This is a genomic window from Luteococcus peritonei, from assembly GCF_039526385.1.
Classification (GTDB): domain Bacteria; phylum Actinomycetota; class Actinomycetes; order Propionibacteriales; family Propionibacteriaceae; genus Luteococcus; species Luteococcus peritonei.
In genome coordinates this window covers 248,767-260,030 of record NZ_BAAAIX010000007.1, presented here as the reverse complement: position 1 = coordinate 260,030, position 11,264 = coordinate 248,767, and the positions used below count along the sequence as shown (strand labels likewise).

Annotated in this window: 10 protein-coding genes; 9 read left to right on the top strand and 1 reads right to left on the bottom strand. The window is 71.1% G+C overall.

The genetic code is table 11. The features are described from left to right. The first annotated feature begins 97 nt into the window (after nucleotides 1-97). The 8 genes from metB (at nucleotide 98) to ABD073_RS03540 (ending at nucleotide 8,018) form a co-directional block, all read left to right on the top strand. Nucleotides 98-1,294: a cystathionine gamma-synthase gene (gene metB, locus ABD073_RS03575; protein ID WP_343872432.1), complete on the top strand. Its 1,197-nt coding sequence runs from the start codon at nucleotides 98-100 to the stop codon at nucleotides 1,292-1,294. 116 nt (nucleotides 1,295-1,410) lie between these two features. Next, nucleotides 1,411-2,796 (top strand): DUF4032 domain-containing protein, encoded by a 1,386-nt coding sequence (locus ABD073_RS03570; RefSeq protein WP_343872431.1) that lies wholly within the window; start codon nucleotides 1,411-1,413, stop codon nucleotides 2,794-2,796. Between the two features lie 69 nt (nucleotides 2,797-2,865). Then, a complete protein-coding gene (locus tag ABD073_RS03565) occupies nucleotides 2,866-3,348 on the top strand; it encodes a hypothetical protein (RefSeq protein ID WP_343872430.1) in 483 nt (160 codons plus the stop codon). After that, nucleotides 3,345-3,641 carry a transcriptional regulator gene (locus tag ABD073_RS03560; RefSeq protein ID WP_343872428.1) on the top strand — a complete coding sequence of 99 codons (297 nt, stop codon included), beginning with the start codon at nucleotides 3,345-3,347 and terminating at the stop codon, nucleotides 3,639-3,641. The genes ABD073_RS03565 and ABD073_RS03560 overlap by 4 nt, the downstream gene beginning before the upstream one ends. A gap of 19 nt (nucleotides 3,642-3,660) precedes the next feature. After that, complete coding sequence (locus ABD073_RS03555; protein ID WP_343872427.1) at nucleotides 3,661-3,924, top strand: hypothetical protein; 264 nt, start codon at nucleotides 3,661-3,663, stop codon at nucleotides 3,922-3,924. Nucleotides 3,925-3,953: 29 nt separating this feature from the next. Then, nucleotides 3,954-5,432: a cysteine--tRNA ligase gene (gene cysS / locus ABD073_RS03550; RefSeq protein ID WP_343872426.1), complete on the top strand. Its 1,479-nt coding sequence runs from the start codon at nucleotides 3,954-3,956 to the stop codon at nucleotides 5,430-5,432. Further along, nucleotides 5,432-6,397: a 23S rRNA (guanosine(2251)-2'-O)-methyltransferase RlmB gene (rlmB, locus tag ABD073_RS03545; protein WP_343872424.1), complete on the top strand. Its 966-nt coding sequence runs from the start codon at nucleotides 5,432-5,434 to the stop codon at nucleotides 6,395-6,397. The genes cysS and rlmB overlap by 1 nt, the downstream gene beginning before the upstream one ends. Nucleotides 6,398-6,563: 166 nt before the next feature. Further along, on the top strand, nucleotides 6,564-8,018 hold the full coding sequence (locus tag ABD073_RS03540) for a glycine hydroxymethyltransferase (protein ID WP_343872423.1): 1,455 nt from the start codon (nucleotides 6,564-6,566) through the stop codon (nucleotides 8,016-8,018). 77 nt (nucleotides 8,019-8,095) lie between these two features. Here ABD073_RS03540 and ABD073_RS03535 read toward each other — a convergent pair whose 3' ends face one another. Beyond that, a complete protein-coding gene (locus ABD073_RS03535; protein ID WP_343872421.1) occupies nucleotides 8,096-9,793 on the bottom strand; it encodes a DUF2207 family protein in 1,698 nt (565 codons plus the stop codon). Nucleotides 9,794-9,940: 147 nt separating this feature from the next. Here ABD073_RS03535 and ABD073_RS03530 point away from each other — a divergent pair, with 147 nt between their 5' ends. Further along, nucleotides 9,941-11,245, top strand: a complete 1,305-nt coding sequence (locus ABD073_RS03530; RefSeq protein ID WP_343872420.1) for a neutral zinc metallopeptidase — start codon at nucleotides 9,941-9,943, stop codon at nucleotides 11,243-11,245. Nucleotides 11,246-11,264: the final 19 nt, after the last annotated feature.

Below are 11,264 nucleotides of genomic sequence, written 5' to 3'. Positions count from 1 at the left end.
CACAGCGCCCTCGGCGGGAAAGCTCCCATCACCCGAGTGTCATGAACCTGCCTGCGACCAACACCTAGGCTGACAACAGCCGTTGTCAGGAGAAACCATGTCCCAGCAGGACCAGTCCGGCCCCGAACGCGAACCGCTCAGCCGCACCGCGCGTGGCATGCGCGCCGGACTCGCCACGGACCCGGCCCACCGCTCGGTGGTGCCGCCGATCCACCTGTCCACCAACTACGCCTTCGACGGGCTGGACGGGCGTGGCGCCTACGACTACTCGCGCAGCGGCAATCCCACCCGCGACGTGCTGGGCGAGGCCCTGGCCACTCTCGAGGAGGGGGCCGGGGCCGTCGTCACCGGCACCGGCATGGCGGCGGTGACCCTGGTGGTGAACGCCTTCGTCCCGGCCGGCGGGCGGGTCGTGGCGCCGCACGACTGCTACGGCGGCACCTGGCGGCTGCTCACCTGGCTGGCCGAGAAGGGGCAGCTGCGCGCCGACTTCGTCGACCTGACCGACGAGGCCTCCGCCCGCCAGGCCCTGGCGGAACCGGCCGACCTGGTGCTGGTGGAGACGCCGTCCAACCCGCTGCTCCGGATCACCGACCTCGCCCTGGTGGCCGAGCTGGCGCACGCCGCCGGGGCGCTGCTGGTGGCCGACAACACCTTCTGCTCCCCCGCGCTGCAGCGTCCGATCAGCCAGGGGTCAGACCTGGTGGTGCACTCAACCACGAAGTTCATCAACGGCCACTCCGACGTGGTGGGTGGCGTGGCCGTGGCCCGCACCGCCGAGCATGCCGAGCAGCTGCGGCTGTGGGCCAACTGCCTGGGCCTGACCGCCGGCGCCCTCGACTCCTACCTGGTCCTACGCGGGCTGCGTACCCTGGACGCCCGGGTGCGGGTGCACGAGCAGAACACCGCCGCAGTGCTGGACCTGCTCACCGGCCATCCGGCGGTCACCGCGGTGCACCACCCCTCACTTGCGGAGCACCCGGGCCACGAGGTGGCCGCCCGGCAGCAGACCGGCGGCTTCGGCTCCCTGCTCAGTTTCGAGTTGGCCGGCGGGGTGGCTGCGGTGAGGGCCTTCGCCGACGGCCTGCAGTGCCTGCTGCTGGCCGAGTCCCTGGGTGGCATCGAGTCGCTGGTCTGCCACCCCGCCACCATGACCCACGCCTCGATGCCGCCCGAGGTCCAGAAGGCGGCCGGGATCAGCGACGGCCTGGTGCGGATGAGCGTCGGGATCGAGCCGGCAGACGATGTGGTGGCAGATCTCAGGGCGGGACTGGATCGCGCCCTGCACCGCTGAGGCATGCCGGCCAGGGCCCGGCAGCAGCTTGCCAGCTCTTGCCCCGGGGCCGGAGAAATCCCGGTGTCGCCCCCAAGAGAGCCACCTGACAAGCGGTGCAGTGGCAGGATGGGTGCGTGCCCCGATTCCTGTCAGCCAAGCCAGACGCGCGTCTCATCCCCCTGCCGTGGGGGACGCCACTGGCCGCCTGGCCCGAGGAGCAGCTGGTGGCCCTGCCCCGCGGCATCTCGCGGCACGTGGTGCGCTTCATCCGGGTGGACGAGCAGGTCTACGCGGCCAAGGAGGTCATCGAGCACCTGGCCATCCACGAGTACCGGATGCTGCACGACCTGATGCGCCTGGACACCCCCGCGGTGGAGCCGCTCGGCGTGGTGACCGGCCGCGTCGATGCCCAGGGCAACCAGCTGGACCCGGTGCTGATCACCAAGCACCTGCAGTTCAGCCTGCCCTACCGCGCACTGTTCAGCTCCGGCGTGCGCCAGGACACCGTGATGCGGCTGGTGGATGCCCTGGTGGTGCTGCTGGCCAGGCTCCACCTGCTGGGCTTCCTGTGGGGCGACGTCTCGCTCTCGAACGTGCTCTTCCGACGTGACGCCGGCGCCTTCGCCGCCTACCTCGTGGATGCGGAGACCGGGGAGCTGCACGACCAGCTCACCACCGGCCAGCGCGAGCACGACCTGCAGATCGCCCGCACCAACCTGTTCGGCGAGTTCTGCGACCTGGAGGCCGGCGGCATGCTGGACGAGTCGCTGGACCCCCTGACCCTGGTGGAGACCATCGAGAACCGCTACCGCGAGCTGTGGGCCGAGCTCACCGGCGTCGAGGAGTTCAGCGGCTCCGAGCTGCACCGCATCGAGTCACGGGTGCGCCGACTCAATGCCCTCGGCTTCGACGTGGCGGAGCTGGACATCACCACCTCGGCCGACGGTGCCACGGTGCGGATCCAGCCGAAGGTGGTGGACGCCGGGCACCACTCGCGTCGCCTGCTGCGGCTCACCGGCCTGGACACCGAGGAGAACCAGGCGCGCCGGCTGCTCAACGACCTGGACACCTTCCGGGCCCGCACCAACCAGCAGCACCAGGATGAGGCGCAGGTGGCGCACCAGTGGCTCACCCAGTGCTTCGAGCCCGCCGTGGCCACCATCCCGTGGGACCTGCGCGGCAAGCGTGACGCCGCCCAGTTCTTCCATGAGGTGCTGGACTACCGCTGGTACGCCAGCCAGCGCAACGGCTACGAGGTGAGCCTCGTGGACGCGGCCCACGGATATGTGAACGACGTGCTGCGCAACCTGCCCGACGAGGCCATCTCCGGCGACTCCATGACCAGCCTGGGCGACGGCACCCGCGCCCTGGCCAATCCCTTCGACCCCTCCCAGGGCTTCGCCGACGACGACGAGGACAAGCCCTACGACCCGTGGGAGGACGGCGTGGAGGAGGCCGGGGAGCCCGCCCCCTTCGGAGGCTTCGACATCGAGGCCCTGCGCGCCCGCTCCCGGGGCTGATCCGCACCGACAGCCGCACATATCAGTTTCCCTTGCGGAAAGAGAAAGGAACTGCTTAGTCTTTCCGCTATGGAAAGCAACTACTCGGCCGCTGACGCGCTGCGGGATGCTGACACCACACGGGCCCGCATGGCCGCCCGCGTCCTGACCCCCGTCGCCCCGATGACCCGGGTCCTCGAGATGGCCGGGCCGGCCCTCATCGTCGCCGCCATCGCCCTGGCCCCAGGTCGCAGCCCGCTGTCGATCCCGATGGGTGTGCTGCTGGGGTGCGTCGCCTTGTGGCTCGCCGCCACCCGACGAGTCCGCGAGACCGGCATGAACCCCAGCCTGCGCTCGCTCGGCGCCGCAGGTTGGCTTCTGGTGACGGGCTGGCTGGTGGCCCTGCTGGCCTGTTATCTACTGGCCCTGGCCGTCGGCCTCCACTGGTACTCGTGGACCACCGCATGGACCGGGATCGGCCTGGTGGTCATTGCCGCCCTCTCGACCCTCGCCTTCTCGATCCTCTTCGACCGCGCGCTGGCCCGTCGGCTGACCACCGGGGAGCGCCAGTGAGCCCAGCCTTCAACGAGGTGATCCACGCCCCCCACCGGCTGCGCATCATGGTGGCGCTGTCGGCTGCGGAAAGACTTGAGTTCCAGGCCCTGCGCGACGACCTGGCGGTCGCCGATTCCGTGCTCTCCAAACAGCTCAAGGTCCTGACCGAGTCCGGGTACGTCACCCTCGACCGACCCACCGGCCTGGGCGGGCGTCCTCGCACCTGGGTGCGGAGCACCAGGACAGGGCGCCGGGCCCTGGCCGGGCACATGACGGCCCTGCGGGAGCTGGCAGACCAAGCGGGCCTGTGAGGCGCCTACCATCGATGTCATGACCCGCCGCACCATTTCCCGCCCGGACCCCGGGGCCGCAGGCCCGCGGCGAGACCCACGTGGCATCGTGATCCCCGCCCTGCTCTTCCTGCTGGGGCTGGGGGTGCTGCTGGTGGGTCTCGGGCGCGACTGCATCAGCCTGGGTGGCCCGGGCGGGCCCGAGCCGGTCTGCCAGACCACGGTGGAGCCCGGCGCGGTGATCTTCACGGTGATCTGCTGGATGACGGCCCTGCTGGTCTGGCTCGCCGGCCGACGCGCCTAGTGGGGCGCCTGCTCGCGTAGACTGGGACGGTGAACTTCCGCCTGTATGACAGCGCCACGCGCCAGCTGACCGACTTCGAGCCCCTCGTGCCCGGCAAGGTGTCGATCTACCACTGTGGCCTGACCGTGCAGAGCGCCCCGCACCTGGGCCACATCCGCAAGGAGGTCGTCTTCGACGTCCTGCGCCGCTGGCTGACCTTCACCGGCCACGAGGTGACCATCGTCGCCAACGTGACCGACATCGACGACAAGATCCTGGCCAAGTCGGCCGAGGCCGGCGTCGAGTGGTGGGCGCACGCCTACCACTTCGAGAACGAGCTGCACGCGGCCTACCGCTCGCTCGGCTGCCTGCCGCCCAGCTACGAGCCGCGCGCCACCGGCCACATCCCGGAGATGGTGGAGCTGATCGCCGAGCTGATCGAGAAGGGCCACGCCTACCCGGCCGCCGACGAGTCCGGCGACGTCTACTTCGACGTGAGGTCCTGGCCCGCCTACGGCAGCCTCTCGCACCAGAAGGTGGCCGACATGGAGGCCGCCGAGGACGCCGACCCGCGCGGCAAGCGCGACCCCCGCGACTTCGCCCTGTGGAAGGGCCACAAGGCCGACGAGCCCGAGACCGCCTCCTGGCCCTCCCCCTGGGGTCGTGGCCGCCCCGGCTGGCACATCGAGTGCTCGGCCATGGCGGGCAAGTACCTGGGCGACGCCTTCGACATCCACGGCGGCGGCCTGGACCTGCGCTTCCCGCACCACGAGAACGAGCTGGCCCAGTCCACCGCGGCCGGCCGGCCCTTCGCGAAGTACTGGATGCACAACGCCTGGGTCACCATGGCTGGCGAGAAGATGAGCAAGTCGCTGGGCAACACCGCCCTGGTCACCGAGGTGACCAAGGCCTACAACCCGCGCGCCGTGCGCTTCTTCCTGCTCGCACCGCACTACCGGTCCATGATCGAGTTCTCCCCCTCCGACGAGGCCAGCAAGGGCTCGCTGGACGAGGCCACCAAGGCCATCGAACGGATCGACTCCTTCCTGGAGCGTGCGGTCGCTTTCAACCAGGCCCATCTCGACGAGCTGGAGGCGGGCCACGTGTGGCGAGCCGAGCGCTACCTGCCCCAGGCCTTCCGCGAAGCCATGGACGACGATCTTGGTACGCCCAAGGCCGTCGCCGTCCTGTTCGACGAGATCAGCCAGGGCAACAAGGCGCTGGCCGCCAAGGAGCTGGCCGCCGTCGGAAAGCACCTGGCCGCGGTGCGCGACATGCTGGAGGTCTTCGGACTGGACCCCGAGGCCCCCGAGTGGGAGCACCTGCGCAGCCAGGGCGGCGAGGACCTCACCGGCGTCGTCGACGGGCTGGTGTCCACCCTGATGGAACAGCGCGCCGCTGCGCGCGCCGCCAAGGACTGGGCCGCCGCCGACGCCATCCGCGACCAGCTGGCCGCCGCCGGCCTCAAGATCATCGACACCCCGGAGGGCGCCCGCTGGGAGCTCTCCTCCACCGAAGGCAGGAACTGATGGCCGGCAACTCCTCGCGCCGTGGCGCGACCAGCAAGGGCAAGGGCAAGACCGCCGGTTCCGGCGGGCGACGCCGCAAGGGCCTGGAGGGCCGCGGCCCCACCCCCAAGGCGGAGGACCGCCCGTACCACAAGGCCTACAAGGGCAACCAGGCCAAGCCCGGCACCACCAAGGAGCAGCTGGCCCGTCGCCAGGGCCGCAATGCCGCCGGCAAGCCGCAGGGCAAGGTCGGCGCCGAGTGGGTGGTGGGCCGCAACCCGGTGCTCGAGGCGCTGAATGCCGGCATGCCCGTCAAGGGCGTCTACATCGCCGAGGGCGCCGAGCGCGACGCCCGGCTGGCCGACATCCTCAAGTTCGGCGCCGAGAACTCGATGCCGATGCTGCAGGTGACCCGCAACGAGCTGGACCGGATGACCGGTGGCGCGGTGCACCAGGGCGTCGCCCTCCAGCTGCCCAGCTTCGAGTACGCCCACCCGGACGACGTGATGGCCGACTCGCTCGATGGCGAGACTGCCCCGCTGGTGGTCTTCTGCGACGGCATCACCGACCCCCACAACCTGGGCGCCATCATCCGGTCCGCGGCTGCCTTCGGTGCCGACGGCGTCGTGATCCCGGAGCGCCGCAGCGCCTCGATGACCGCGGTGGCGTGGAAGTCCTCGGCCGGTGCGGCCGCGCGTATTCCGGTGGCCATGTGCACCAACCTGAACCGCACCATCGACGCCTATTCCGAGGCAGGCTTCACCGTGGTGGGCCTGGCCGGTGAGGGTGACGTGGAGATCGGCGGGATCCCCGGCGTCGACGGCCCCCTGGTGGTCGTCGTCGGCTCCGAGGGCGAGGGCCTGGCCCGGCTCACCCGCGAGAAGTGCGACCACCTGGTGAGCATCCCGATCGCCTCGGCGGTGGAGAGCCTGAACGCCTCGGTGGCCACCTCGATCGCGCTCTACGAGATCAGCCGCTGCCGCTGATCTGACCAGCTGCCCGACGGGCCTCGTCCACCAGGACGGGGCCCGTCGTCGTGCCGGGGCCGGCGAGACCATCGCCTCGGCGTCCGCGAGGCGCGCGACCATCCCCCTCGAGCGCCCCGGGCGATAGATTGGGCAGCGACCGTCCAGCCCAGTCCCAGGAGCACCCGTGACCGACGTCGCGTCCCAGACCAACGAGCAGGCCTCCAACGCCTACCGCACCATGCTCGACATCATCGGCGCCGTGGAGCCTCGCATCGCCGAGGCCACCCGCCAGGAGCTGACCGACCAGCGCAACAGCCTCAAGCTGATCGCCAGCGAGAACTACGCCAGCCTGCCCACCCTGATGACCATGGGCACCTGGATGAGCGACAAGTACGCCGAGGGAACCGTCGGGCACCGCTTCTACGCCGGCTGCCAGAACGTCGACACCGTGGAGGACGTGGCCGCCGAGCACGCCCGGGAGCTCTTCGGCGCCGAGTACGCCTATGTGCAGCCCCACTCCGGCATCGACGCCAACCTGGTGGCCTACTGGTCCATCCTGAACAAGCGCATCGAGTCCCCCGCCCTGGAGAAGCTGGGCGCCAAGACCGTCAACGAGCTGTCCGAGGCGGACTGGGAGACCCTGCGCCACACCTTCGCCGAGCAGCGCGTGATGGGCATGAGCCTGGACGCGGGCGGCCATCTCACCCACGGCTTCCGCCACAACATCTCCGGCAAGATGTTCCACCAGCGCTCCTACGGCACCGATCCCGAGACCCAGCTGATCGACTACGACAAGCTGCGCGCCGATGCCAAGGAGTTCAAGCCGCTGATCCTGATCGCCGGCTACTCGGCCTACCCGCGTCGGATCAACTTCGCCACGATGCGCGAGATCGCCGACGAGGTGGGCGCCACCCTGTTCGTCGACATGGCCCACTTCGCGGGCCTGGTGGCCGGCAAGGTCTTCACCGGCGAGGAGAACCCGGTGGCCTATGCCGACGTGGTGGCCTCCACCACCCACAAGTCGCTGCGCGGCCCCCGCGGTGGCTTCGTGCTGGCCACCAAGGAGTACAGCGACTCGGTGGACAAGGGCTGCCCAATGGTGCTGGGCGGCCCACTGAGCCACGTGATGGCCGCCAAGGCCGTGGCCTTCGCCGAGGCCCGCCAGGAGAGCTTCCAGACCTACGCCCGCAACGTGGCCGACAATGCCCAGACGCTGGCCGAGGGCCTGTCCAAGCGGGGCGCCAAGCTGGTCACCGGCGGCACCGACAACCACCTGGTGCTGATCGACGTCACCAGCTTCGGCCTGACCGGCCGCCAGGCCGAGTCCGCGCTGCTGGACTCCGGCGTGGTCACCAACCGCAACTCGGTGCCCAATGACCCCAACGGCGCCTGGTACACCTCCGGTGTGCGGATCGGCACCCCGGCGCTGACCAGCCGTGGTTTCGGCGCCGACGAGTTCGACAAGGTCGCCGACCTGATCGTCGACGTGCTGTCGAACACCACCCCGGTGACCGCCAGCACCGGCAAGCCCGGCAAGGCCAAGTACACCCTCGCCGACGGCGTGGCCGACCGCACCAAGGCGGCCTCCGCCGAGCTGCTGGCCACGTGCCCGCTCTACCCGGGCCTCGAGCTCTCCTGAGCAGACGTCAGGGCTGACGGCGAAGGCCCCCGGATCCTGCGGGATCCGGGGGCCTCGTCGTTCCTGACGGTTGGGGCTCAGCGGCCGAAGAGCTGGCCCTGCACCGTGACGATGAAGGCATTGAGCGAGCCCGGCAGGTCACGCAGGTGCCAGGTCTCGGGGGCGTGGTACCAGTCCAGGTCGTCACCGTCGGGGGCGGCGTCGTCGTCGGCGTCCACCAGCGCCTGCAGCCACCGCTCGCGGCCGCCCAGCACCACGGCATAGGGCAGCACGCGCGAGAGCTCGGCGTACTCCTGACCGGCGGGTGCCTGGTTGGTGGGCTGGGTGGCCAGCTGCGAGGCCAGCGCGGACAGCCCGCCCAGCAGGGCGCTGCCGTCGTGGGTACGACGCGGCATCTGCTGGGCCACCAGCAGGGCGCCCAGGCCCAGCAGCGAGAGCGCAACGCCCACGAGGCCGTAGGTCGTGAACAGCACCAGCAGCAGGGTGGCCAGCACGGCCAGGGCCAGCGCGGTCCAGCCCAGCACCGCCCAGCGGCTGCGGGTGGCCTGCGGGCTGCGCTCGAACCAGCCGCGGCGCACCACGTCCTCGTAGAGGTCGTCCTGCACGGCCTCGACCACGGGCTCGACGGCCGGGCTGATCGCGGAAACGGTGACGCCGGGGGCACCGGCCGGGGCCACCGCATCCCGCAGCCGCGCCTCGAAGCCGCGCAACTCGCCCTGGCCAGCTTCGCGCCGCTCGAAGGTCCAGTCCAACGGATGGTTCGGCCGGTCGGGGCGCTGGACGATGCGCAGCCAGCCGCGCACCGCCAGGTCGAGCAGGGTGGCGGTGACGTCCACCGGGTCCACCCGCTCGTCGGCGACAGTGCCCACGTGCCCGGGGCGCACGTCGTGCAGCACGGTGAAGCGGCTCTCCCCCGGGCCCACCGGGCGGAACTCGGCCACCGGGGTGACCCGGCTGGCGTGCACCTGGTCACGCCCGGCACGACGGTGCAGCAGCCACAGCGCCAGACCGCCCAGCAGCAGGGGCAGCAGGGAGGCGAGCAGGGTCTTGCGGTTCACGCTGAAGGCGCGGTCCAGGCTCCACTTGTGGTCGATGACGGAGTTCGAGGCCACCACGGAGCTGGGAAGGCCGAAGTCCAGCTGCACCACCTCGCCGCTGCCGCGGGGTCCGTCGCTGAAGGTGGGCTGGGGCGCCTCGTGGGTGCCGGCGCCGAAGGTGGTGCAGGGCTGCAGCGCAACCGGCGGCCCGGACTCGCAGTTCACGAAGCTCACGGTGCCGGGGGTGCGCACCGTGCCGCTGACCTCCTTGACCGGGACCGACAGGCCCTGCAGGACCCGCCACTTCACCTCGGTGCGCTCCGCCTGCCCGGCGACGGGCGCCTGGGCGCGCGCGGCCCCGTGCACCACGTAGCTGATCGTGATCGGCTTGCCGCCGGCCTTCGCGGTGTCCACGTCGATCACCGTGTAGTCACCGTCGGTGCGCACCGCCGGCGCCAGGTCGGTCCCGTCGGCGCTGGCCTTCACATTGTCGATGGAGAAGACGTAGTGGGAGCGGTCCATGGCGTCCTCGGTGGTGGCCAGCCGCTGGGTGAGGGTGGCGGGGGCCTCGCCCTGGAAGGTGATGGTCTCGTTGATGCTCAGCGCACCACCGGCGTCCACGGAGCCCTCCACCTCGAGGGTTGAGGCCAGCGGCTCGGCATGGGCCGGGAGCGCGGCGGACAGGGCCAGCGTGGCCGAGGCGGCGAGTGCGCACAGCGTCGTGGTGGTCTTGGACACTCTGTGGAGCCTTTCTGGCCTGCGGTCGGACGCGCTCAGCATCCCACATCGGCCGGTACCTGACGGCACCCGCCTGAACTGCTGTCCGCCGCCGGCTGAACCCATCGGCGCTGGGTCAGGGGGGTGGCGCCGGTTAGGCTTCGGGGCGTGACGCAGAATCCGTGGGGCCGACCGACTGGCCAGCAGCAGTGGGGTGGCCAGCAGCAGTGGCCCTCCCCAGCAGACCCCTGGGGTCGCCCGTCCGGCCAGGCCGGCTGGGGCACCAGCCAGCGCTCCGGGCAGACGGGTTGGGGGCAGACGAGTTGGGGTGCGCCGCAGCAGCAGTGGCCCGCGCCCTACGGCCAGCAGCCGCCGCTGGGTCGGGGCCGTCCCCCGCGCCGCCGCAATCCGCTCGTCACCCTGATCAAGGTGCTGCTCGTGCTGGGCGTGCTCGGCTTCCTTGGCCTGGTGCTGCTGGGCGCGGTGCTGTCCAGCGTGGTCTCCAGCATCTCGGTGCCCGAACCCACCAGCCAGGCCACCACGCGCGGGCCCGACTCACCCTGGGACCCCTCGGCGAATCCGGCCACCGCCAGCCCCGGCCCCTCCGCCTCGGCCACGCCCGGCGCGGACGCCAGCCCGTCGGGTGGCGATGTCGCGAACCAGGGCAGCTACCAGAACGAGGACTACCAGGTGCCCCCGGCCGACCTGACCCCGCCGCCGCTGCCGGAGCCGGAGACCTACGAGGAGGCCACCGACCTGCTCAAGGCCAACCCGCTCTATGCCACCAGCGTGCCGAAGCCGGTGCGCTGCGAGATGGGCACCCTCGACCTGCAGACCGCCTCCAGGGCGCAGCTGACCGACCACTTCAACCAGATGACCGCCTGCCTGATGCGGGTCTGGGAGCAGCCCTTGGCCGACGCCGGCTTCCAGGCCGTGCGCCCCTCGGTGACGGTCTACTCGGGCTCGGTGACCAGCAAGTGCGGCAAGCTGCCCAGCCGCAATGCCGTCTACTGCGGCGCCGACCAGCAGGTCTACTACGCCGCCGACCTGCCCCGTACCATCCCCTCCTCGCTGCGCGGCTCGCGCTACATCTCCGAGGCCGTGGTGGCCCACGAGTTCGGCCACGCCGTGCAGGCCCGCTCCGCCATCCTGATCTCGGAGGCGGCCTGGGAGGAGAAGTCCAGCAAGTCCACCGCCAACCAGCTGAGCCGGCGCCTGGAGATGCAGGCGGACTGTTTCGCCGGGCAGTTCCTCGGCTCGATCCAGCAGTCCACCGCCATGACGCCCACCGAGCTGGCCAATGTCAGCAAGCTGTTCTACTCGATCGGCGACGACGTGCTCACCGGGCGACCCGGCTACGAGGGCAACCACGGCGCCGGCGCCAACCGGCAGTCCTGGACCAGCGTCGGCCTGCAGAGCACGAAGGTGGGCGCGTGCAACACCTTCACCGCCGACGCGAACACGGTGCGCTGAACCAGCCGCACCCGGGTGC